20 protein-coding genes are annotated in these 23,164 nt (G+C 67.4%); 9 read left to right on the forward strand and 11 right to left on the reverse strand.

The features are described 5' to 3' along the window. Positions 1 to 74 precede the first annotated feature (74 nt). The 3 genes from AC6HZP_RS06030 to AC6HZP_RS06040 all read right to left on the reverse strand — a co-directional run bounded on the left by AC6HZP_RS06030 (position 75) and on the right by AC6HZP_RS06040 (position 1,981). Complete coding sequence (locus tag AC6HZP_RS06030; protein WP_497525801.1) at positions 75 to 578, reverse strand: RNA polymerase sigma factor; 504 nt, start codon at positions 576 to 578, stop codon at positions 75 to 77. A 3-nt stretch (positions 579 to 581) separates the two neighbouring features. Continuing rightward, complete coding sequence (locus tag AC6HZP_RS06035; protein ID WP_497525802.1) at positions 582 to 752, reverse strand: hypothetical protein; 171 nt, start codon at positions 750 to 752, stop codon at positions 582 to 584. Positions 753 to 1,015: 263 nt separating this feature from the next. Then, positions 1,016 to 1,981, reverse strand: a complete 966-nt coding sequence (locus tag AC6HZP_RS06040; protein ID WP_497525803.1) for a mannonate dehydratase — start codon at positions 1,979 to 1,981, stop codon at positions 1,016 to 1,018. A gap of 433 nt (positions 1,982 to 2,414) precedes the next feature. Between AC6HZP_RS06040 and AC6HZP_RS06045 the strand changes: the two genes are divergently transcribed. The 3 genes from AC6HZP_RS06045 (at position 2,415) to AC6HZP_RS06055 (ending at position 5,825) form a co-directional block, all read left to right on the forward strand. Continuing rightward, complete coding sequence (locus AC6HZP_RS06045; protein ID WP_497525804.1) at positions 2,415 to 3,182, forward strand: FadR/GntR family transcriptional regulator; 768 nt, start codon at positions 2,415 to 2,417, stop codon at positions 3,180 to 3,182. Positions 3,183 to 3,310: 128 nt separating this feature from the next. Continuing rightward, a complete protein-coding gene (locus AC6HZP_RS06050) occupies positions 3,311 to 4,624 on the forward strand; it encodes a mandelate racemase/muconate lactonizing enzyme family protein (protein WP_497525805.1) in 1,314 nt (437 codons plus the stop codon). Between the two features lie 238 nt (positions 4,625 to 4,862). Continuing rightward, positions 4,863 to 5,825 carry a crotonase/enoyl-CoA hydratase family protein gene (locus tag AC6HZP_RS06055; RefSeq protein ID WP_244669833.1) on the forward strand — a complete coding sequence of 321 codons (963 nt, stop codon included), beginning with the start codon at positions 4,863 to 4,865 and terminating at the stop codon, positions 5,823 to 5,825. Between the two features lie 52 nt (positions 5,826 to 5,877). On the opposite strand, the gene AC6HZP_RS06060 is transcribed toward AC6HZP_RS06055, so the two are convergent. Continuing rightward, the gene (locus tag AC6HZP_RS06060) at positions 5,878 to 8,388 is read right to left on the reverse strand and encodes a sensor histidine kinase (protein ID WP_497525806.1); all 2,511 of its coding nucleotides are present in this window, start codon (positions 8,386 to 8,388) and stop codon (positions 5,878 to 5,880) included. After that, positions 8,372 to 10,558, reverse strand: a complete 2,187-nt coding sequence (locus AC6HZP_RS06065) for a putative bifunctional diguanylate cyclase/phosphodiesterase (protein WP_244669958.1) — start codon at positions 10,556 to 10,558, stop codon at positions 8,372 to 8,374. The genes AC6HZP_RS06060 and AC6HZP_RS06065 overlap by 17 nt, the downstream gene beginning before the upstream one ends. A gap of 477 nt (positions 10,559 to 11,035) precedes the next feature. Between AC6HZP_RS06065 and AC6HZP_RS06070 the strand changes: the two genes are divergently transcribed. After that, positions 11,036 to 12,262 (forward strand): acyl-CoA dehydrogenase family protein, encoded by a 1,227-nt coding sequence (locus tag AC6HZP_RS06070; protein ID WP_497525807.1) that lies wholly within the window; start codon positions 11,036 to 11,038, stop codon positions 12,260 to 12,262. Positions 12,263 to 12,311: 49 nt separating this feature from the next. Here the strand turns inward: AC6HZP_RS06070 and AC6HZP_RS06075 are convergent, their stop codons facing one another. From AC6HZP_RS06075 to AC6HZP_RS06095, 5 genes are all read right to left on the reverse strand, one after another. Then, complete coding sequence (locus AC6HZP_RS06075) at positions 12,312 to 13,274, reverse strand: ABC transporter permease (protein ID WP_497525808.1); 963 nt, start codon at positions 13,272 to 13,274, stop codon at positions 12,312 to 12,314. After that, complete coding sequence (locus AC6HZP_RS06080; RefSeq protein WP_497525809.1) at positions 13,271 to 14,260, reverse strand: ABC transporter permease; 990 nt, start codon at positions 14,258 to 14,260, stop codon at positions 13,271 to 13,273. The genes AC6HZP_RS06075 and AC6HZP_RS06080 overlap by 4 nt, the downstream gene beginning before the upstream one ends. Further along, entirely contained in the window at positions 14,257 to 15,807 is a 1,551-nt protein-coding gene (locus AC6HZP_RS06085; protein ID WP_497525810.1) for a sugar ABC transporter ATP-binding protein, read from the reverse strand. Before AC6HZP_RS06085 ends, AC6HZP_RS06080 begins: the two co-directional genes overlap by 4 nt. A gap of 74 nt (positions 15,808 to 15,881) precedes the next feature. Beyond that, positions 15,882 to 16,889, reverse strand: a complete 1,008-nt coding sequence (locus AC6HZP_RS06090) for a sugar ABC transporter substrate-binding protein (RefSeq protein ID WP_497525811.1) — start codon at positions 16,887 to 16,889, stop codon at positions 15,882 to 15,884. Positions 16,890 to 17,121: 232 nt separating this feature from the next. Further along, complete coding sequence (locus AC6HZP_RS06095) at positions 17,122 to 18,339, reverse strand: SfnB family sulfur acquisition oxidoreductase (protein WP_497525812.1); 1,218 nt, start codon at positions 18,337 to 18,339, stop codon at positions 17,122 to 17,124. A gap of 220 nt (positions 18,340 to 18,559) precedes the next feature. On the opposite strand from AC6HZP_RS06095, the gene ssuD reads away from it, so the two are divergent. Both ssuD and AC6HZP_RS06105 read left to right on the forward strand, forming a co-directional pair. Then, the gene (ssuD, locus tag AC6HZP_RS06100) at positions 18,560 to 19,720 is read left to right on the forward strand and encodes an FMNH2-dependent alkanesulfonate monooxygenase (RefSeq protein ID WP_497525813.1); all 1,161 of its coding nucleotides are present in this window, start codon (positions 18,560 to 18,562) and stop codon (positions 19,718 to 19,720) included. 10 nt (positions 19,721 to 19,730) lie between these two features. Further along, positions 19,731 to 21,122, forward strand: coding sequence for an FAD/NAD(P)-binding protein (locus tag AC6HZP_RS06105; RefSeq protein ID WP_497525814.1), 1,392 nt, complete (start codon positions 19,731 to 19,733; stop codon positions 21,120 to 21,122). 55 nt (positions 21,123 to 21,177) lie between these two features. Here AC6HZP_RS06105 and AC6HZP_RS06110 read toward each other — a convergent pair whose 3' ends face one another. Then, positions 21,178 to 21,738: a flavin reductase family protein gene (locus tag AC6HZP_RS06110; RefSeq protein WP_201402745.1), complete on the reverse strand. Its 561-nt coding sequence runs from the start codon at positions 21,736 to 21,738 to the stop codon at positions 21,178 to 21,180. 234 nt (positions 21,739 to 21,972) lie between these two features. On the opposite strand from AC6HZP_RS06110, the gene AC6HZP_RS06115 reads away from it, so the two are divergent. The 3 genes from AC6HZP_RS06115 (at position 21,973) to AC6HZP_RS06125 (ending at position 23,135) form a co-directional block, all read left to right on the forward strand. After that, positions 21,973 to 22,233, forward strand: coding sequence for a hypothetical protein (locus AC6HZP_RS06115; RefSeq protein WP_497525815.1), 261 nt, complete (start codon positions 21,973 to 21,975; stop codon positions 22,231 to 22,233). 85 nt (positions 22,234 to 22,318) lie between these two features. After that, positions 22,319 to 22,489, forward strand: coding sequence for a hypothetical protein (locus tag AC6HZP_RS06120; RefSeq protein ID WP_201402746.1), 171 nt, complete (start codon positions 22,319 to 22,321; stop codon positions 22,487 to 22,489). Between the two features lie 34 nt (positions 22,490 to 22,523). Continuing rightward, positions 22,524 to 23,135, forward strand: coding sequence for a helix-turn-helix domain-containing protein (locus AC6HZP_RS06125; RefSeq protein ID WP_201402747.1), 612 nt, complete (start codon positions 22,524 to 22,526; stop codon positions 23,133 to 23,135). Positions 23,136 to 23,164 lie beyond the last annotated feature (29 nt).

Raw genomic sequence — 23,164 nt, forward strand, 5'->3', positions numbered from 1 at the left:
GGCCGGGTCCCTGCGTGCTCGTCCTCTAATACCCGTGGCGCGGCGGAATTTTCGCCCCGTGACGGAGAATTCGTTCAGAGGCTCCCGGTCCGCAGCACGATATGGCGATAGGCCTCGCGGATCAGCGCCCAGGTCCGCGTCGTCGACAGGCCGAGTTCCTGGCCGATCGCGGCGATCGTCTGCCCGCCGAGGCGATGACGCTCGAAGGCGATCCGGGTGCGTTCGGGCAGTTCCGCCAGCGCCGCCTCGACCAGCCGCAGGCGCTGGCGGTCATAGAGCACGACCTCGGGCGAGGGCGTCGGATCGGCGATCTGCAGCAGCATCTCGTCGGCGACGTCGATCATCTCGGACCGGCGGTTGCGCTGGATGTAGTTGATGCTGAGATTGCGCGAGACCTGATGCAGATAGGCGCGCGGATTGTGGTTCGCCGTGCCTTCCTGCGGCGGCGAGGCCAGCACGCGCAGGAACGTGTCCTGCGTGATGTCGGCCGCCGTCTCCTCGTTCAGGCCGCGCCGGCGCAGGGCGCGGGTGATTTCCTTGGCGTGGCGCCGGAACAGGCTCTGAATGTCCCAGGACATGCCCTACCACCCGCCATGGCGTTGCAGGCGATCGAGCGACGCGGCGACCCGGTCCGGCCGTTGCAGGCGCCTTCCGCCGCGAGGGATCGGCTCCGTCACCATCGGCGGATGCCAGTGGCGGAGGCGGATCGGAGCGGGGTTTTCCGGGCTGTCGGTCGTGAACGTCGCGGTCATGAGGCGCTGCACAGGTGAGGGTGGGAGCTCGCGCGCCTCCGAAACGGCGAGTGGGTTCAACCTGGACGTTCGGATAAGGGAGGATCAAAAGCGTTGCAACAACAATGATTTAGAGAGTTTCTAAGGCTCCCCGGCGCAAGGCGCCAACAACCGGAAATCGTTGCGGAAACGTGGACGGGACATGTTTGCCCCGCCCGGCCGTGCTTCTGGAGCTGGGCCGGACGGGGCTTATCGAGGGTTTGAATTCCGCCGGACAGGCTTGGTTATTCCGCGTAGACGGCCTGATGCAGGCCGCGGATGTAGCCGATCGCGTAGAGACGACCGAAAGCCGAGTAACCGGCGTCTTCGTTGCTGTCGCCCTCGACCGTCGGCACGTGGTCCGGCCGCAGCACGCCCTCGTAGCCGATGTCGCGATAGGCCTTCATGCAGGCCAGCATGTCGGTCTTGCCGTCATCGTGCCAGGTCTCCTCGAACGCGCTGGGCGTGCCGCGCACGTCGCGGAAATGCACGAAGGAGATCTTCTTGCCGAACTTGCGGATCGCCGCCGGCAGATCATCGGTCATCAGCGCGAAATTGCCCTGGCAGAGCGTGATGGTGTTCATCGGGCTCGAGGACAGGTCGAGCAGGCGCTGGTAGTTTTCGATGCTGCGCATGATGCGGCCGACGCCGCGGATCGGCGAGAGCGGCGGATCATCCGGATGCATCGAGAGCTTGACGTTCGCCTTCTCGGCGACCGGCAGGACCTTGTTCAGGAAGTATTCGAGATTGGTCCAGAGCGCCTCTTCGTCAATCGGCGGGTTGCTGGTCAGATCCTCCGGCACGTCGTCGATGTTGAAGCTGGTCACCACCGAACCGCCGCGCGACGGCGTCGACAGATTGGTGCGTACCCAGTTGAAGTCGGTCATCCACTCGTAGCACCAGACGGGCACGCCGAGCTTGCCCATGTTCTCGATCAGCGTGCAGACGGTGGCGATTTCCTCGTCGCGGCCGGGCAGGCCGCGCTTCGCCTTGTTGAGCGGCGGCCGCGCCTCGATCACCGCCAGCCGGAAGCCGGCCTGTTCGTAGCGCGCCTTGAGGCGGGTGAGCGGGCCGAGATCCCACGGCGCCTCGCCGGGTTCGAGCAGATCCGGGGTCGGCAATCCGCCGACGGCGACGTCGACGCCGGCCTGTTTCGCCAGTCTCCAGACGGGGGAGGGCGTGGGCTGGATGATCTCAGCGATTTCGAGCATGGGGCGGTTCCTCGGTGTTGGTTTTTGTCGGCGTGAGCCGAAGGTTAGAGAACGGCGGAGCCTGACGCCTCGCCGCCCTGGCGGTTACGCTCCCGATTGACCCTGCCTCTCTCGCGCCCGATCGGACGGGGAATCGCGCCAGGCCGGGGCCTTCGCGACGTCTCTGCGGGGAAGAGTGGGCAAGCTGCGTCCTCCCTTTCGGGATGCGCGGCCGGAGGGGGCAGCGGGTTCGTCTCCTCGATGCGCGTGATCTTGCGAAAGCCGGCTAAAAACCTGTCTTTCGTGACCTGCGTCTGTTCTGTTGAGGCGACGCTAGCATCGTCCTGTATAGCTGTCCACCTGTAGGACAGCATTGCCTTGGCCGAATTTTGAAGCTACGCATTGCCTGTTCGCGAGGCGCGGAACGGCCCAGGCCGGCGGAGAACATGCACCGATGGATTTCCCGAACCTGCACGCCCAGAGAGTGACGCTGGCGGATCAGATCGAGGCGCATATCCGCGACCTCATCGTTTCCGAGCGGCTCGGTTCGGGGGAGTTCCTGCCGTCCTCGATGGATCTGGCGGCCGAGTTCGGGGTCAGCCGGTCGATCGTGCGGGAGGCGATGAAGTCGCTCCAGGCCAAGGGCCTGATCGAGATCGCCAACGGCAAGCGCGCCCGCGTGCGCCCGATGACCAACAGCGTGCTGATCGACTTCTTCGACCGCTTCGCGCGGACCGAGCGCGAGGCGGTGATCGACCTGCTGGAACTGCGCCGGGGCATCGAGGTCCAGGGCGCCATCCTGGCGGCGCGCCGCCGCTCGCCCGAGGATCTCGCCAGCATGTGGGCGAGCGTGCGCAGCATGGGCGACAACCTGGGCGCGGACCCGGACGCGTTCCTCGAGATGGACGTGCAGCTTCATCTCGCCATCGCGCGCGCCTCAAAGAACCAGATGATGTTCCATCTCGTCGCCTCCATCCGCGAGGTCATGCGCGACACGATGCGCGAGGGCCTGTTGCGCCATCCGAGCGAGGAGGACTGGAAGAAGAACTATGCCGACCATCGCAAGCTGGTGACGCTGATCGACGAACAGGACGAGCCGGGGGCCGGCGCGCTGATGGCGCTGCATTTCGACCTCGCCATCCACCGCATCATGACCCTGGATCCGGTCTCCCCTCGGGCAGCGCGTTCCGGGTCGCTCGCGGAGGATGACGAGATTTCCTGACCATCACGGGCAGGAGCCGCGGCAACCGCGATCCGGAGGACGGGGCGCGGAGCGGGAGGGGCGCGCCGCGTATCGACAGGCAGCCGGGTCAAACCGGCTCGGCTGACAAGAAGACCAGGGAGGAAGACATGACGACCACCGCCGCGCCGCTCGCGGAGAGCCTCGAAAACGCCGTGCGCATGGATTCGCGTCCGAGCGATCTGCGCATCACCGATATCCGGGTCGCGACCATCGTCGGCCAGGGCTACTACCCGATCCTGAAGATCGACACCAACCAGGGCGTCTACGGCCTTGGCGAGGTTCGCGACGCCGCGCATCCGGACACGGCCCTGCGGCTCAAGCATCTTCTCGTCGGTCAGAACCCCTGCAACGTCGACTACCTGTTCAAGTCGATCAAGAGCTACGGCAATGACAGCCGCGAGGGCGGCGGCGTCTGCGGCATCGAGATCGCGCTGATGGACCTCGTCGGCAAGGTCTATGGAATTCCCTGCTATCAGCTGCTCGGCGGCAAGTATCGCGACAAGGTCCGCCTCTATGGCGACACGCCGGCGCCGCGCCAGATGACGCCGGAGGGCTATGTCGAGGTGGTGAAGCGGCGCCTCGCCATGGGGCTGACCTTCATCAAGTTCGACCTGCCCGGCGAACTCTTCGAGGCGACCCCGGGCGCGCTGGTCGGCGCGGCGACGAAGTTCGAATATCCGCAGTACAAGCAGTGGTACGCGCCGGGCCGGGGAGCGGGCGCGCGGATCAGCGAGCGCGGCGTCGAGCTGGCGGCGGAGATCACGGCGGCGGTGCGCGACGCGGTCGGCGACGAGATTTCGCTCTGCACCGACCATTTCGGCGAGGGCTTCGTCACCGCCGACGAGGCGATCCGCATCGGCCGCGCGCTCGAGCCCTACAACCTCGCCTGGATCGAGGATCCGCTGCCCTGGACCGACATCGCCAACCACAAGAAGGTCGCCGATGCGCTGCTGACGCCGGTCGCTGCCGGCGAGGATCTCTATCTCTGGGAAGGGTTCCGCGATGCGATCGAGACGCGCGCCTTCGACATCATCCATCCCGACATGCTTTCGTCGGGCGGCCTGATGGAGACGAAGCGGATCGCCGACCACGCCGAGCGCTTCGGCATCCCGACCGCGCTGCATGCCTGCTGCTCGCCGGTCGGCTTCATGGCGAACGTCCATCTCGGCGCGTCGATCGCCAGCCTCGTCGCGGTCGAGCATCACGGTCTCGACCTGCCGTTCTTCCGGCATCTCGTGACAGGCCTCGACGCCGACTACATGGCCGACGGCTATGTCACGGTTCCCGACGCGCCGGGGCTCGGCATCGACCTCAATGAAGAGGTCATCCGCGAGAACCTGCGCGAAGGGGCCGAATATTTCGGCGACACCAGCGAATGGAACCAGCTGCGCGTCGGTCCGGACTGGCTGGCGCACGACTGATCGGGTCGCTCCGGGGCGCGTCGTGAAGGCGCGCCGCGCCCCCGGAAAGCCGCCGGGTCCCTGCTGAGCGACCCCTTTGATCCGCCCGCAAATGCGGCTTGCGGCACGAATTCGCATGATTGACCCGTTAACTTCTCGCTCCCGTTATAGGTGTTGAGCTTATTATGCTGGTGGCTGTCCTTGCGGCATCCTCCCGCGTGACGCGTTTGCGGCCCAACCAACAGATGGAGAAGAGAAGATGACTGCCCTGCGAATGAACAACAACGATCCCATTGCCCTGAACACCGTGGCTTCCGGCTCCGCGACGGCGGATGCCGTGCGGGCGATCCGCGACAATGGCTACGACAATATCCACCTCGATATCGACACGGTGAACGCCACCTGCTGGTGCTTCATGGAGCCGGTCGGCAAACCCTCCTACACGCATGAGTTGATGGACGACATCAGCCGGATGCAGAAGTCGATCACCGGCGCCTTTGCCAACCTGCCGAACCAGGCGGCCGCGCCGTTCTCCTGGTTCGTCATGGCCTCGGCCGTGCCGGGCATCTACAATCTCGGCGGCGATCTCGGGCATTTCGCCCAGCGCATCCGCAGCCGCGACCTGGATGCGATGCGCCACTACGGCCATGTCGCCGTCGAGGCCATTCACCGCAACGTCGTGGCCTTCGATGCGCCGGTGGTGACGATGGCGCTCGTCCAGGGCGACGCGCTGGGCGGCGGCTTCGAGCATGCGCTGTCGTTCGACCTGATCGTGGCCGAGCGCAGCGCCAAGATGGGTCTGCCGGAAATCCTCTTCAACATGTTCCCCGGCATGGGTGCGTACAGCTTCCTGTCGCGGCGCATGAGCCGTGACAAGGCCGAGGCGCTCATCCTGTCGGGCCGCATCCACACGGCCGAGGAGCTCTACGACATGGGCGTCGTTGACGTCCTGGCGGAAGACGGGCAGGGCCAGTGGGCCGCGATGGATTACATCGCCAAGCACAACCGCAAGCACAACGCCCACCAGGCCATGTATCGGGCCCGTCGGCGCGTTAACCCGGTGACGCTCGAGGAACTCATCGATGTCGTCGACATCTGGGCCGAGGCGGCGCTGAACCTGACCGAAGCCGATCTCCGCAAGATGGACCGGCTCTGCTCGGCCCAGAACCGCCGGCTTGCCAGCCTGCAGACCGAGGCCCCGATCCTCGTGGCCGCCGAATGACACCGATTGGCGATGCGCTCGACCGGCGCATCGCCAACGCCCCGGCTGGCTGTCAGCCCAATCCCGCCTCGCGCGCCGAATAGGCGCGCATGGCCTTCTGCGTCCGCCGGAGCTCCGCCCTGGCCTGGCGCGCGAACTCCGCCGAGGCGGCCCGCAACTCGTCTCCGCGCAGTTCGCGCCAGGGAGAACAGATGCGGCCGAGCGCCACGGCGCCGATATTCGCCGAGCTGCTCTGCAGCGCGTGGTCATCGGTGCGGAAGGCTTCCAGGTCGCCCTTGGCGGCGCTCTTGACCAGCCGTTCGAGCATGATCTCGGCGTCTGCCAGATAATCGTCCATCAGTTCGAGCACGAATTCCGTGCTGCCGAGCTTTTCCAGCCGCTCGACCGCCTTCTCGTCGAGGCTCGGCAGGATCTCGGTGCGCACGAGCGTCGGCCGGCTCCCCTTCGGGACAGGGGCGTCCGCCCCGCCGCGGGTGATCCGCTCGATGGCGGCGATGAGCGCGGAGGGCTCCACCGGCTTGATCAGGCAGTCGTCCATCCCCGCGTCGCGCCAGCGGCTGTCGTTGAGCGCGGTCGCATCCGCCGTCAGGCCGACGATGGGAAGATGCCGTCCCCCGGTCTCCATCACGCGGTAGAGCTTGGTCGCCTCCAGCCCGTCCGTATCGGGCATGTTGAAGTCCATCAGCACGATGTCGAGCTGGTCCGCCTTGTCTTCCAGCAGGTCGAGCGCCTGGTCGCCGGTCTCCGCGATGAGCACGGTGTGTCCGGCCTCTTCCAGAATGCGGGAGAAGACGCGCTGGTTGATGCGGTTGTCGTCGGCGAGCAGCACGCGGCAGGGCCGGGCCTGCGGCACGGGGCGTGGGGCCGCCGCCGTCGTCAGGGGAACGAGCATCGGCACCGGCGCCGCCAGCCGGCAGGCGATCGTCAGCGCGCGGCGCAACTCCGTCGCCGTCGGGCGCTCCGACAGCAGGCTGACGCAGCGCTGCCGGATGGACAGGCCGGGCAGCGACGGGAAGGCCTGTGGCTGGATCAGCACGACTTTCGGCGTGGAGCCCCCCGTGCCGCCGGACGGCAGCGCCAGATTCTGGGTGTCCGGCTCGAAGAGCAGGCGGATGGCGCCGGCCGCCTCGGGCGGGAACATGCGCATCGGTCCGAGGCGCGGATCGGCGATCTTCGGCTTCACGCCGAGGGCTGCGAGCGTCTCCGTCAGCGCCGCGAGCGGCGCGATATCGCGGCAGACGACCACGACGCCGCGCTCGCGCCAGGGCTCCTCCATCAGCGCCTCGTCCGGCAGGGTCTGGACGAGGATGTTGAAGCGGAAGGTACTGCCTTCGCCGAGCGCGCTTTCGACCGAGATCGAACCGCCGAGCAGTTCCACCAGCCGCCGCGCGATGGCGAGGCCGAGGCCGGTGCCGCCGAAGCGGTTCATGATGCTGGCGTTGGCCTGCGTGAAATCCTCGAAGATGCGTTCCTGGTCCTTCGGCGCGATGCCGATGCCGGTATCGCTGATCTCCATGATGAGGCGGAGGCTGCCGTCTTCCTCGGTCTGGCCGTCGACCGCGATCGTCACGCCGCCCTCGCGGGTGAACTTCACGGCGTTGCCGACGAGGTTGACCAGGATCTCGTGCAGGTGCTGCCGGCTGCCGTGCAGGAGCAGCGGCGTGCGGGGCGTGACGTGGATGGCGAAGCTCAGCCCGCGCTCGCGCACCTGGCTCTCGACGAGGCGGCGCGCGTCGAGAAGCAGCGCCGCGAGGTCGATCGCCTCGTTCGAGACCGGCATCCGCCCGGCCTCGATGCGCGAGAGATCGAGCAGGCTGTTGATCAGCGATTGCAGCGAACGGGTCGCGACATCCACCGTCTCGACCATGTCGCGCTGTTCGGGGACGAGTGGCGTGTTGCGCAGCAGTCCCGTCATGCCGACGATGGCGGTCAGCGGCGTGCGCAATTCGTGGCTGACGCTGGCAAGGAACAGGCTCTTCGCCTGGCTGGCTTCCTCCGCCGCCTGGGTCGCGAGCGAAAGCTTGCGGATCAGCGTGCCGGCATAGGCGGGCAGGATGACGAGCCCTCCCAGAAGTCCTGCCGAGAGATACCAGCGCTCGTACCAGAACGGCGTCGTCATCACGACGATGCCGAACGAAATCGTCGCGACGGGAATGGCGATCGCGAGCGAGGTCAGGCCGAAGCGGAAGCCGTTGCCGAAGATGACCCAGAGGTAGATCGGAAAGAACAGCGCCGCGACGCCGCCGCCGAGATGCATCTGCCAGGAAAGGAAGCCGCAATCCATCAGCAGTGCGAAGAGGCGCCGGCCGCGCGAGATGCCCGGATAGAGCAGGATATGGCCGAGCACCCCGAGCGCCAGGGTGATGTAGAGCGCCATGACGTCGAGCGCCTGGCCGATCTCGTTGCCGCCGCGGTTCACGAGCAGCACGATGACGATGATGATCGCGAAGACGAGCCGGTTGTAGCTCATCTCGTGCTCGCTGTCGGGCCGGTCCCGCAGTCGTGCGGCCATCCAGCGGAACGGTGCGGCCAGCGTCTGGAGCACCCTAGCTGGCGCTCGCATGTTCGGTCTCCGTCGAACCCTGCACGGGGCCGGAAGTCCCTTCGCCGTATTGCGCGATCCAGTCGGCGAAGGCCTCCGCCGGCAGCGGCCGGCTGAAGAAGTAGCCCTGCACCTCGTCACAGCTTTCCGAACGCAGAAGCGAAAGCTGTGGTTCCGACTCGACGCCCTCGGCAAGCACCTGCAGGTGCAGGATATGGCCGAGGTCGATGATGGTGCGCACGATGGCAAGCGCGCTCGGATCGTTGCCGAGATCCTGCACAAAGGAGCGATCGATCTTCAGCCGGTGCAGCGGGAAGCTGCGGAGATAGCTGAGCGAGGAATAGCCGGTGCCGAAATCGTCGACCGACAGCGTCACGCCGAGCGAGCGCAGCACATGCATCTGCTTGACGATCTGCTCGTCATTGCCGAGCAGGATGCCTTCCGTCAGCTCCAGCTCCAGCGATGTCGGCCGCATGCCGCTCGAGCGCAGCGCATCCTTGACCAAATTCTCGACGCCCTGCCGCTTGAACTGGATCGGCGACATGTTGACGGCGACGCGCAGGTCGCCGAGCCCGGCGCCTTCCCAGGCGGCGCCCTGGCGGCAGGCCTCGTTCAGCACCCACTCGTTGATCGGCAGGATCAGGCCCGTCTCCTCGGCAAGCGCCAGGAACGAGCCGGGGGCCAGCAGGCCGCGCTGCGGGTGCTGCCAGCGCAGCAGCGCCTCGGCGCCGACCACCTTCCGGCTGCGGAGATCGATCTGCGGCTGGTAGTGCAGCACCAGTTCACGGCGCGAAAGAGCGCCGCGCAACTCGCTCTCGAGATGCGCGGTCTGGCTGGCGCGCGGGCGCATGTCGGCCGCGAAGAAGCGCCAGATGCCGCCGCCCAGCGACTTGGCCAGATACATCGCCTGGTCGGAATTCTTCAGCAGCTCGTCCGGGTCGGTTCCGTCCTGCGGCGCGAGCGTGACGCCGATGCTGGCGCCGATATTGAGCGCGAGCGGGCTGTCTTCCTCGCTGTTGAGCAGGTCGAGGATCGACTGGGCCATGCGGCTGGCGTCATCCGGCCCGTCGATGTCGGATTGCAGGATGGCGAATTCGTCGCCGCCGAGGCGGGCGACGGTATGGCGGTCGCCGACCAGCCCCTTCAGCGCATCGGCGACGCGCTGCAGCAGCTCGTCGCCGCGGTGGTGGCCATGCGCGTCGTTGACGGCCTTGAAGCGGTCGAGGTCGATGAAATGCAGGGCGAAATGCTGGTCGCCGCGCCGGCCGCGCGCCAGCTCGCGCCGGAGATGGTCGCGCAGCATCAGCCGGTTCGGCAGGCCCGTCAGGGAATCATGGTTGGCGATATGGAGCAGGCGCCGCTCGGCGTGGCGCTGCTCGGTGATGTCGATCGAGGTCGAGAGGACGCTGGCGATCGTTCCGGTGCCGTCATAGAGCGGCGCCTTGCTGGTCAAGTAGATGCGCGGCTCGCCATTCGGCGCCACCACCTCTTCCTGGCGGGCCGAGATCGGGCGGCCGGTCTTCAGCACGAGCTGGTCGAGCCGGCGGCTGATATGGGCGCGCTCCTCGCCGAGCAGCGTCTCGATCGGCTCGCCAACGAGATCCGCCGGCGTCTTGCCGAAGAAGGCGGCCTGATGCGCGTTGACGAAGACGCAGCGTCCGTCGCGGTCGGTGGCGTTGATCATGGCGGGCACGGTGTCGATCACCTGCGCCAGCGCCTCGCGGCTCTCCCGCAGCAATTGCTCCTTGGCGTTCAGGCTCATCTCCAGCAGGTCCGCCCGCTTGGCGATGACGAGCTGCTGCGTCCGGAGCTTCAGGAGGTTCTTGGCCCGGGCGAGGAACTCGACATGGTCGACCGGGCTCAGCAGGAAATCCGTCGCGCCCGCCTCCAGCGCCGTGACGCGGAACTGCTGGTCGCTATAGGCCGTGATGACGATGATCGGGACGTCCCAGTTGCGGACGTCGGCGCGGATGGCCGCGGTCAGGTCCGCCCCCGTCATGGTCGGCATCTTGTAGTCGGTGATGATCAGGTCGACGGTGTTCTCGGCAAGCCATTCGAGGGCTTTGCGGGGATTGCCGAAAGTGCGGATATCGATGTCGGATTCAAGCTGTCGGGCCAGCTTCGAATAGATGCGCTGATTGGTCGAGCTGTCGTCGACAATGAGGATCTTGAGCATCAGCGCTGGTGCCATGGACACTCGGAAGGCCTCTTGCGGTGGCATGGGCACGGTGGACTGCGATAACCGTATAGCATTGGAAGCTGTTTGGAAGCGGCTGCAGAGTGTGGCTCAGCGCGATTTATGTGTGTAGCCCGGCTGTTACGCAAGAGGCAGCCCCGGATCGCCGCGCTTCCGGAAGCGAACAACCGCGTGAAGCGCGAAAAGAGACATTTCCCCAGCCCCGACCCCGGATACGCGCCGCGCCGGCCGGGTGGCGCCCGTTTTTCATGGCAATCGCCGGCTCAGCGAGGCGACGGGCATAATTTTCCCGCCGCGCCGTTCCGCGCATGATGCGGTTTCTGTAAGCGCTCCGACCGATCGGATATCGCTGGAAACAGGCTTCCCTTGGCGAGGTCTTGGCTCATCCGGGACCGCTCCATCGCGCCGGCGGCGGCCATGTCGCTCACGGCGGAAGCATCACCCTCTTCTGTCAGGCGAGGATCACGAGAGATGACGCAGATCGACGCGGCCTGGGGCGCGGGCCCGAGCGCTTCCTACGAGGCGCTGGCCGAGACCTTCCGGCCGGTGTTCCAGAAGATCGCGGCGGGCGCCGTCGAGCGCGAGGTTTCCCGTCGCCTGCCCTATGAGGAACTCGCGCTGCTGAAGGTCGCGCGTTTCGGCGCCCTGCGGGTGCCGCGTGAACAGGGAGGTTTCGGTGCGTCGCTGCCGGAGCTTTTCGCGCTGCTGATCGAGCTGTCGGCGGCGGATTCGAACGCGACGCAGGCGCTGCGCGCGCATTTCGGCTTTGCCGAGGAGATCGTCAGCACGCAGTCGCGCGCCTGGCAGACGAACTGGTTCGAGCGGCTCGCGGCCGGCGACACGGTCGGCAATGCCTGGACCGAAGTGGGCGACGCCAAGCAGCTCACCTTCTCGACGCGGCTGGCCCGGGACGGCGAGCGCTGGAAGCTGAACGGCACAAAGTACTACACCACCGGTTCGCTGTTCGCGGAATGGATCGACGTCACCGCGACCGGCGAGGACGAGGCGCCGATCGGCATCCTCGTGCGCACCGATGCGCCCGGCGTCGAGATCTTCGACGACTGGGACGGCTTCGGCCAGATCGGCACGGCGAGCGGTACGACGGTGTTCACCGACGTCGCGATCGAGCCGGCGCAGCTGGTCGAGAATGACGGCCGGATCCAATACGGCCAGGCCTTCTTCCAGCTGGTGCATCTGGCGACGCTGGCCGGCATCGGTCGCGCGGCGGCGACCGAGCTCGCGGCGGCCGTCGCCGCCCGCACGCGTCACTACAGCAATGGCGCCGGCGCACGTTCGAGCGAGGATCCGCAGGTCCTGCAGGTGGTCGGCCGCGTCCGCGCCTCCGCCTATTCGGCCGGGGCGATCGTCCTGAAGGCGGCGGAGGCGCTGCAGCGCGCCTTCGAGCAGAGGCTTGCCGGCAACGCGGATGGCGAAGCGGCGGCCGCGGCCATCGCCGACATCGAAGTCGCGCAGGCGCAGGTCATTGTGTCGAGCCTGGTTCTTGACGCGACCGCGTCGGTGTTCGATGCGCTGGGCGCTTCGGCGACGCGCAAGGGTGTGGCGCTCGACCGGTTCTGGCGCAATGCGCGCACGCTGTCGTCGCACAATCCGCGCATCTACAAGGATCGCATCATCGGCGACTTCGCCGTCAACGGCGCGCCGCATCCGGCCCAGTGGCGGATCGGCAAGGTCGCCTGATCCGGCAGGTCTCGCAGCCGCCGGTGCATGCCGGCGGCTGGTTCCTGCCTCAGGCGGGACGACGGCGCAATCCCGCCAGCGCCAGCGCGCCGACCAGGATGAGGCCGGACAGGGCGGATTTCAGGTTGAAGTCCAGCCCGAGCAGATTGAGCCCGTTGGCGACGACGCCGAGGAACAGCACCCCGATGAGCGTTCCCGGCACGTTCGGCCGCAGGCGCGGATGCATCGAGGCGCCGATGAAGGTCGCGGCGATGGCGTCGAGCAGATAGGACTGGCCGGCGAGCGGCGTGAACTGGCGGAGCGTCGCCGCCAGGATGACGCCGCCGAGCGCTGAGCTCGCCGCCGCGATGATGAAGACAACAGTCACATGCCGGCCGACGCGAATGCCGGCGACCCGTGCCGCGCGGGGCTGCAGCCCGATCGCATGGACGCGCTCGCCGAAGATCGTCCGCTCCAGCAGCAGGTAATAGGCGACCAGCACGAGGCCGGCGATGACGATCTCCGTCGGGATGCCGGCGACATCGCCCGTCGCCAGATCGCGGAACGCCGGCTCCATGCGGCGGAAGGCGATCGGGCCGCCGCCATCGGTATAGATGCGCTGGATCGAGCTGCCGATGAAGAAGGTGCCAAGCGTCGCCAGGAACGGCTTGATGCCGAGCCCGACGATCAGGAGGGCGTTGAACGCGCCGACCAGCGCCGCGCCCGCCAGCGCGGCGAGGATCGCGACATACCAGGGCGCGCCATAATCCTTGAGCGCGATCAGGGCGAAGGCGGCGCCGAAATCGACGGCGACCCCGACGGAAAGATCGATCCCGCCCGACGCGATGATCAGCGTCATGGCAAGCGCGACGATCAGGAGGATGGCGCTGCTCTCGACAATGGTCAGAAGGTTGGACGGTGTTGGGAAAGCCGGAGCCTTGAGCGAGAAGAAAATGACCAGGCCGACGAGGATGACGATCAGGCCGTGGCGGAGCGCCATCTCGGCGAGACGGGCCGGGAGGAGGGCTTTCATCGACGCAGCCTTTCGTCCAGCGCCGCGGCGACCAGCACGAGCAGGATCAGGCAGCCCTTGATGCCGCTGACCCAGAAGATGTTGACCTGCAGCAGGGCGAAGCCGGTCGAGAGCGCGGTGACAAGGACGGCGCCGAGCAGGGCGCCCCACACGGTCACCGTCCTGCGCCGGGAGAAGGCGGCGCCGAGAAAGGTCGCCAGCACCATTTCGAGCAGCAGCGGCTCCTCCGAGCCGGGCGAACTGCCCGATCCGCGCGCGAGAATGGCGACGGCGGCGACGGCCGCGGCGCCGGCGGCGAGAAGATAGGAGAGGGCGACCGGCCCGCGTGTCGGCAGGCCCGTCAGCGTCGCGACGGCGCGGCTGGCGCCTACCGCCTGCAGATGCGCGCCCCAGCGGGTGCGATGGATAAGGAAGCCGAGCGCGGCGAAGACGATCAGCGCCAGCGCCATCGAGGCCGGGATGCCCACGACGCTGCCGTCGCGGATCCAGTCGATCCCGGCATTCGAAACGTTGATGCGGCGGTTTGATGTGACGAGCCGGGTGAGGCCGGAGACGGCGACCGAGGTGGCGAGCGTCGCGAGCAGCGGCGTCAGGCCGATGCCGACGACGAGCAGCGCATTGACCGCGCCGACCGCGAGGACGGCCGGCAAGGCGAAGGCCAGCGCCGCCCCGAGGCCGCTGCCGGCGACGGAGAGCTGGTAGCTGACGATGCCGGCGCCGAGCACGGCGGCGGCGGGCAGCGACAGGTCGATGCCGCCCGAGACGACATCGTCGCCGCCGCCGATGACGACAACGGAGAGGCCGCAGGCGAGGATCGCCAGCGGCGCCGACTGGTGCAGGATGGCGGTCAAGTTCTGTGCGTCGAGGAAGTTCGGCGCCCGGAGCGCGAGATAGGCAAGCAGGAGCGCCAGAACGATCAGCGCCGCATGCGAGACGAGGCGGGCGAGCCACACCCGTCCGGCGGGTTCGGCGAGCGCGAGGCTCATGGCAGGACCTCCGGTCCGGTTGCGCCTGTCGTCAGCGCGATGAGGCCGTCGACGCTGATGTCGTCGCGCCGGACGATCTCGACCAGTCGGCCGCGCACGAGAACGCCGATGCGGTCGGAGAGGCCGATCAGCTCGCCGGCGTCGCCGGACGAGACGAGGATCGTCGCACCGTCATCGGCGAGGTCGCGCACCAGCCGGTAGATCTCGGCCCGGGCGCCGATGTCGACGCCGATGGTCGGCTCGTCGAGCAGGAAGATCTGCGCCTCCGCCGCCAGCCAGCGGCCGAGCACGACCTTCTGCTGGTTGCCGCCGCTGAGCAGGCTGACGCGCGTGCCCACGGCGCGCGGGCGGATGTCCAGCAGTTCGGCGAGCCGGGCGGCCCGTGCGTTGGCCCGGCTCTCGCTGCGAAATCCGGCCGAGGAGACTTCGCCAAGCGAGGCAAGGTTGATGTTGCCGGCGACGGCGAGATCGAGCACGAGACCATCGCGGCGTCGATCGCGCGGGACGAGGACGAGGCCGGATTCGACGGATCGCGCCGGATCGAGGCGGATCGGCGCGCCGGACCGGGTGACGCGACCTGTTGCTGGTGGCCGGAGGCCGTAGAGGACGTCGACCAGCTCGTCGCGCCCCGAGCCGATCAGCCCGGCGATGCCGAAAATCTCGCCCTTGGCGAGGCGGAAGCTGACATCGGCGAAGGCGCGGCCGTCGCCGAGCCCCTCGACCGCGATCGCCTCGTCGGGCTCCGGACCTGCCGGGCGGGGCGATGCGGCCGGATAGAGATCATCGAGCTGGCGGCCGATCATCAGCGTGATGATCTCATCCGTCCGCGACGGATCGGGCGCATCGAGCGTCGCGACATGGCGGCCATTGCGGAACACCGTGACGCGGTCGCAGATGTCGGCGATCTCGCCGAGATAATGCGACACGTAGAGGATGGAGACGCCGCGCGCCTTCAGGTTGCGGATGGCGGTGAAGAGGCGCCCGGTCTCGGCCGCGGCGAGCGGCGCCGTCGGTTCGTCGAACACGACGAGGCGGGCGCGGCCATCGATCAGCGCGGCGGCGATCTGCACCAGCTTGCGCTCGGCGATACCGAGATCGCGGATCAGCGCGTCGCCGTCGAGCGGGCAATCCAGCGTGTCGCGCAGGAAGCGCTCGGCCTCGCGGCGCATCCGTCGCTTGTCGAGGCCGCCGAAGCGTCCGGTGCGCTCCTGGCCGAGAAACACGCTCTCGGCGACGGTGAAATGATCGACGAGGTTCAGTTCCTGATGGATGATGCGGACGCCGATCGCCTGCATGTCGGCGGCGGCCCCTTCGGCGAGCTTGCTGCCATCGGCGAGGATGTCGCCGCCGTCGCGCGCGTAGACGCCGCCGAGGATCTTGATGATCGTCGACTTCCCCGCGCCATTCTCGCCGACCAGACCGTGGATCTCGCCGGCGCGGATTTCGAGATCAGCGCTGTCGAGCGCCCGAATGCCCGGAAAGTCCTTGACGATCCCTGTCATGGCGAGCGTCAGGCCGGGCGGCGCGGCGCCGGAAGGGAGGGTCATCGGCAGATCCGTCTCAAAAAGCCGAAGCCCCCGCGAAGGCGATCCATCGCGGGGGCTTTCATTGGGCGTTGGGCCTATTCGATCGTGCCGTAGCCGAGCTGCTTGTAGACGCGCTTGGCGTTTTCCGGGCCGTCGACCGGGATGACCGGCACGAAGGTCTGCGACAGCAGCTTTTCGCCGGCAAAGTGGCGCGCGACGTTCTCGGCCGCGGTGGAGCCGATCAGGTACGGTTGCTGCGCGATGTTGGCGACGAAGGGGCTGTCCTTCTCGGCGATGATCTCGAGCGTCTCCGGGCCGGCATCGACGGCCGTCACGACGACGTCGCCGGCGCGGCCCGCTTCCTCGATCGCCTGGACGACGCCGATGGCCGGCTGGTCCCAGCAAGCGACGTGGATCGCGTCGAGCGTGCCCTTCGGATGCTGTTCCAGCAGCGCCAGCGTCTGCTTGCGCGCGTCCTCGGGCGAGTTGGCGAAGACTTCGGCGAGCTCCGGCTTGAGGATCTCGATCTGCGGGAAATCCTCGAGCACGTATTTCCAGAGATCGTAGCGGACGCCGCAGAACTGCAGCGAGCCGGAGAAGGCGTTGAACACCGCGACCTTGCCCTTGCCGCCGATGGCCTTGGCGAGAAGGATGCCGATCTGCGAGCCGGTATAGTAATTGTCGGAGGCCGTGTTGTTGACGGCCTCGGGCGAAAGGTGATCGACAGTAAAGACCGGGATGCCGGCCTCCTTCAGCGCCTTCAGCTTCGGATCGACCGAAGCATCGCCAAGGATCGTCACGACCGCGTCGACCTTGCGGGTGATGAAGACGTCGTGGTTGTTGGCATGCACCTGGTTGTCGCGGCCGCCATCGGTCGGCACCACGGTGCCGCCCAGCTTCTCGATCGTCTCGGTCGCGCCCTTGAAGGCCTCGCGATCCCAGAAATGCTGGGTGCCGACCACGGCGACGCCGATCGTCTTGCCGGCGAGGCTGAGATCCTGAGCGCTGGCGGCCCCCGCCGCCAGCGCCAGGAGGGAAATACCGCCAACCAGGCCGCCCGCGAGCTGCCTGACGAGCGAGGAAGCAAAATGGAATTTGGTCATAAGAATTCCTGAAAACGGATGGTGTCGCAATCAACACCGGCCCCCCGGGACCGGGAGGCTCGACAGGCCGCCCGGCCTTCGTAAAGTCTACCGAACAAGTCGGGTTTTGAAGACAGGGCGTTCTATCTGCGCGTGCAGGAGGGAAAAATTCGTCGACCGGTCGTCCGGTTCGGGCGACCGATGCCGGGGCCCTAGCCGGCGCCGGCGAGGTCGGCCGATGGTTCGGCGCCTCTCAGAGCGCGCCGTTGCGCGGCGGTGCGACCTGGTTGAGCACCCAGTTGCCGACGACGTGGTACTTCCAGCGCACGGGGTCGTGCAGCGTGTGGGTCCGGGCGTTGCGCCAGTGACGGTCGAGGTTTTCCTCGATCAGTGTCGAGCGCGTGCCGGAAAGCTCGAACAGCGTGTTGGCGGCGGCGAGCGCCACCTCGGTGGTCAGCACCTTGGCACCGGCGGCAGCGATCGTCGCGGCGGTGACATCCGGCTCGGCGAGCGAGGCGCGGGCGATGTCGACGCGCCGGCCGGCGTCGGCCAGCAGCGCGGTGGCGGCATCGAGGCGGATCGCCAGATTGCCGACGATCGAGATCGTCAGCGGATCGTCCGAGGCGCGATCGACGCCGGCGTCCATCCAGGGACGGGCCCGGTTGCGCACGAAATCAAGGGTTTCCGCGAAGGCGGCGCGGGCGATGCCGAGATCGATGCCGGCATGGATGATCTGCCCGAGCGAGCCGATCGTTGTCGGGCGCGCGAAGCCCTTGTGGTGCTCGACGACGCTGTCCTTCTCGACGCGGACGTTCTCGATGATCGTCGTGCCGCTGCCGGTCGTCCGCTGGCCGAACCCGCTCCAGTCGTCGACCAGCGTCAGCCCCTCGGCGTCATGCGGCAGGAAGGACATGGTCGTGCGGCCCTCCGGATCATTGGCGAAGACCACGACCCAGTCGGCGAACAGCACGCCGGTCGAATAGAACTTGCGCCCGTTGATGCGGTATCCGTCGCCGTCCGGCACGATGGTGGTGTTGTGCTGCGCCACCGTCTTGGTGCCGATTTCCGACAGCGCGTTGCCGAACTGGTCGCCGGCGAGCGCCCTTTCGAAGAAGAAGCGCTTCTGCTCCTCGGTGCCGTCGACCCGGAGCGCCTCCAGAATATAGAAGTGGTTCTGCGGGATCTGGCCGATCGAGCCGTCCGCCTCGGCGAGGATCGCCGATACCTCGCCGAGCGTCGCCGCCGAGACGTCGATGCCGCCATAGGCGCGCGGAACGGTGATGGCGAGCAGGCCGGTGGCGGCGAGCGTTTCGAGCTCGGCCCAGGGCAATTGCCGGTCGCGATCGCGCTGCGAGGCGCCACGCGAAAATTCGGCGGCGAGGGCGCGGGCGACGTCGAGCGCTTCCTGATCGCTTTCGATCCGTTTCGCGACGGGCGTGGACGAGCTCGCGGATGCGGGGGAGAGCGGCATGGCGGATCCTGACTGAAGGAGGACGGAGCGCCTGGCCGGGCCGGCGCGCACTTAGCCAAATCTCACCGGGTGAACCGTTTGCGAGAAGCTATCGAATTTCTATCTTCGACCCATATTTGATAATTGTTTCCTTTTGTTTATGTTTATTCGCCAATACGTTACTGTGCCTTTCCATGATTGCGGAAATGTCAGGTAATTCCCTTTTCTATTGGAGATATACATGAGCGCGAGCGTTCCCGAGCGCATCAAGGTTCTCTGGTTCATTCCCACTCATGGCGACAGCCGCTATCTCGGCACGTCGGTCGGGGGCAGGGCGGTCGATCTTCCCTATCTCACCCAGATCGCCCAGGCGGCGGACGGGCTCGGCTATTACGGCGTGCTGCTGCCGACGGGGCGGGCCTGCGAGGACAGCTGGGTGATCGCCTCGGCGCTGGTACCGTCGACGCGCCGTCTGCGCTTCCTCGTCGCGGTACGGCCGGGCCTGCAGTCCCCGACGCTCGCGGCGCGCATGACCGCGACGCTTGACCGGATTTCGGGCGGCCGGCTGCTCATCAACGTCGTGACGGGCGGCGATCCGCAGGAGAACAAGGGCGACGGCATCTTCCTGAGCCATGCCGACCGCTATGCCGTCACGCGCGAGTTCCTCGATATCTACAAGGCGGTGCTGCGCGGCGAGACGGTCGAGCATCATGGCGAGCATTTCCAGATCGAGGACGGGCGCCTGCTCTTCCCGCCGGTGCAGACGCCGTATCCGCCGCTCTATTTCGGCGGCTCCTCGCCGGAGGCGAACGACGTCGCGGCCGAGCAGATCGACAAGTACCTGACCTGGGGCGAGCCGCCGGCGCAGGTGGCCGAGAAGCTCGACACGGTGCGCCGCCTCGCCGACGCCAAGGGGCGCGACGTCAGCTTCGGCATCCGCCTGCACGTCATCGTCCGCGAGACCACCGAGAAGGCGTGGGCGGCGGCCGACGAACTGATCAGCCGTCTCGACGACGATACGATCGCCGCGGCGCAGAAGGTGTTCGCGCGCATGGATTCGGAAGGGCAGGCTCGCATGAGCCGCCTGCATGGCGGCCGGCGCGACAAGCTCGAAGTGTCGCCCAATCTCTGGGCCGGCGTCGGCCTCGTGCGCGGTGGCGCCGGCACGGCGCTGGTCGGCGATCCCGACACCGTGGCGGAACGGATCGACGAATATCGGCGCCTCGGCATCGGTACTTTCATCCTGTCGGGCTATCCGCATCTGGAGGAAGCCTATCGCTTCGGCGAGCTGGTCCTGCCCAATCTGCCGCTCGACCATCCGATCCCCTCGCGCAACAAGGCGGTCAACACCGGCCCGTTCGGGGAAACGATCGCCGGCGACCATCGCCCGTCGGGCAAATGAGCGCCTGTTCATGACCCGTCGCAGAAGACGGCCGACGGTCGTTGTCGTCGGCGGCGGCTTCACCGGCGCGGCGGTGGCGTACCACCTCGCGGCCCGGCGCCTGCCCCGGCTCGGCCTGATCACCGTCGTCGAGCCGCGCCCGCTGCTGGGCGCGGGCCTCGCCTATTCCTCCACCGAGGCGGCGCACCGGATCAACGTGCCGGCGGCCCGGATGAGTTTGATCTCGGAGCAGCCCAGCCACTTCACGGAATGGCTGCGGCGGACCGGCGCGGCCGACCGCGATGCCGAGACGCCGGAAGGACATGTCTTCGCGCAGCGCCGTCTGTTCGGCCTCTATGTCGACGCGACGCTGCTGCCGCTGCTCGGCGAGGGGCTGATCCATCACAGCCAGACCCGCGCGGTCGCCATCGAGCGGCAGAAGGATCGCTTCCGGGTCGGCCTGGAGGACGGCAAGGCGCTCGAGGCCGATTTCGTCGTCCTCGCCGCGACGCATCCCGCGCCTTCCGTGCCGGCGGTGCTCGAGCCCTTGGCCGATCGCCAGGGCTTCGTCGCCAACGCCTATGCCCCGGATGCGATCGAGGGCATCGGCCCGCGGGACCGCGTCCTGATCGTCGGCAATGGCCTCACCTCGGCGGATATCATCGCGGCGCTCGACGCGCGCGGGCACACCGGGCCGATCACGGCGCTCTCGCGCCACGGCCTGCGCTCGAAGGGGCACGCCGCTTTCGCCTGGGAGCCGCGCGGCGATTTCACCACGGCCCCGGCCTCGACCGTCCTGGAGCTTCTCGGGAATATCCGGGCCGAGCTCGACGCGGGCGAGGCTGCCGGCGAGAGCTGGCATTCGGTCTTCGACGCGCTGCGCGATCAGGGCGGCGCGATCTGGGCCGCGCTGCCGCCGGAGGAGCGCCGTCGCCTGGTTAGTCATCTCCGGGTGATCTGGGACATTCACCGCTTCCGCATCGCGCCGCAGGTCGAGGCCGTGCTGCAAAGGCGGATCGCCGAGGGCAGGCTGCAGATCCGCGCGGGATCGCTGGTTTCGGCCGACAGCGAAGCGTCGTCCTTTGTCGTCGGCATCCGCCCGCGCGCGACGGACACGGTCCTGCAAGAGCGCTTCGACGCGGTTGTTGTCGCGACGGGCCCGGCCCATTCGGCCGTCGTCGACGACAATCCGGCCCTCGCTTCCCTCAAGGCGGATGGGCTGGTCACTCTCGACGCGCTGGGCTTAGGGCTTTCGGTCGATACCGGCGCCGTCGCCCTCGATGCTTCAGGCCATCCGGTCACCGGCCTCTATGTCGCCGGGCCGCTCGCGCGGGGAACCTTCGGCGAGCTGATGGGATTGCTGGAGGTGACCCGCCATGCCGAGCTGGTCGCCGACCGGATCGCTTCCCAGATCGCCGACTGAGACAGCGGCGATCCAGGCTTCTCTCGAATTCTAAGGCGTCACGAGACGATCCGCGTCAGCGGATCGTCGGCGCCGTCTGGTTGGACAATTGGCGATAGCCGCCGTGCCAGTAGAGCAGGGGCTGGGCTTCCGCCCGCGTGGTGATGGCGCGGACCGAGCCGATCAGGATCGAGTGCGAATGGCGCTCGATCGCCTCTTCCAGCTCGCAATCGAGCACGGTCAGCGCGTCGACGAGGCCGAGGCTGCCGGTGACGAGCTTCTGCCAGGAAGCGCCCTCGTAGCGGTCGGGTCCCTTGACGCCGCCGCGGCCGGCGAAATTGTCCGCCACATGCTGCTGCTCGTCCGTCAGCACGTTCACGCAGAAGCTCTGGTAGCGCTGGATGGCGGGCCAGGAGGAGGAGCCGCGGTTCAGCGACACGATGATCGTGGGCTGATCGGCCGACAGCGAGGAAACCGATGTCGCGGTGAAGCCGGTCAGGTCCTGTCCCTGGCCGACCGTGATCACGCTCACCGCGCCGGCCAGAAATCGCATGGAGTTCTTGAATGCCGCGCTTTCGACGGGAAGCGGAAAGGCGTCGGTGCCTGCCGGGTGGGGATAGGCTGCGGCAAGGGACATGGTTTTCTCCATGGGGACGTTAGATCGAGGACGGGAAAATGAGGGCGTCCGCCCGCGCCGGCTCAAAGACGGGGCCGGGGAGGCGGTCGGCAATCTGCCTCTCCGCGCGCGGACGGGTCGGCGGCGAAAGGCGGGCATGCGGCGGGTGCCGCCGATGGCTCTGGCGGTTCTCGTGTTTCATGCCGTTATTGCAGCACGAGCGAAGGCTGGAAAACGAGGCCGCGCGTATCCGGATTGGGCCGCCGCGAGGACTTTCCTTGCTCGAAGCCGGGCCGGGAACAGAAGAAAAAACCGAATAGCGATTTTCTCTATTCTGTTGGTCGTGTTGTGGTTGTTCCGTTTCCCTCGCGCGCGTTGGCGATGTGCAGGACGAAAGCCGCGGGACGTCTCGGCCTCGACAGCGGCAAATCCGCGAAACGCTTTTTTATCCATCTCCGCTTCCTGCGAACCGACGCCCTAAGCGGAGGCGGAATGGCGGAAATCATTATTTTTTGAGCCCGATTTGGGGTCGGGTCGGTCGAAATAACGGCGGCACTTCTGATATAACGGATGATGTCAGCCCGTTTTGGAGGCAACCGACGTGCAAAGTCAGACGGCCCAGATCATTGACCTCGCATCCTACCGGAAGGCAAGATTGCCGGAGCCGAAGGCTCCGCAGATGCCCTACGCGATGGCATCGATGCCGGTCGCCTGGATGCCGGTCTGGGTTCTGGTGCCCGTGCCGATGATGTCTCCCGTGGCAACCGCCTGAACGGGGAGTGAGGATGGCCCAGTGGGCGCCCGCCATGATCGATGATGCCGCCGACGAAGTGGTCGCCGATACTTCCGGTGAGCTCGCGGCCCTGGTCGGTCGCAATCTGCGCCGGCTCCGCACCCGGCGTGGTCATTCGCTGGAGCGTCTGGCCAAGCTGTCGGGCGTCAGCCGCGCCATGCTCTCCCAGATCGAGACCGGTAAGAGCGCGCCGACCATCAACCTGCTCTGGAAGGTGGCGACCGCGCTCGGCGTGCCGTTCGCGACGCTGATGAACGGCCAGGAGACGCGCGGCACGACGTTCCTGCCGCGCGACAAGGCCAAGATCCTCGCCTCCAGCGACGGCCGCTTCTCGTCGCGGGCGCTCTTCCCCTTCAGCGGCGAGCGCAAGGTCGAGTTCTACGAGCTGCGCCTCGCGCCGAACCACCGCGAGGATGCGGATCCGCACGCGCCGGGGACGCTGGAGAACCTCGTCGTCGCGCAGGGGACCATCGAGATCATCGCCGGCCGGGATGCGCCGCAGGTTCTGGGCGAGGGGGATGCGATCGCCTTCGAGGCCGACGTGCCGCACAGCTATCGCAATCTGCGCGCGTCGGAGGCGGTGATCTATCTCGTCATGACCTATGTCGAGACGATCTCGGGCTAGGTCGCTGCGGCCATAAAAAAAGGGCCGCC

The sequence above is a fragment of the Kaistia sp. SLG-1 genome (genome assembly GCF_059699055.1).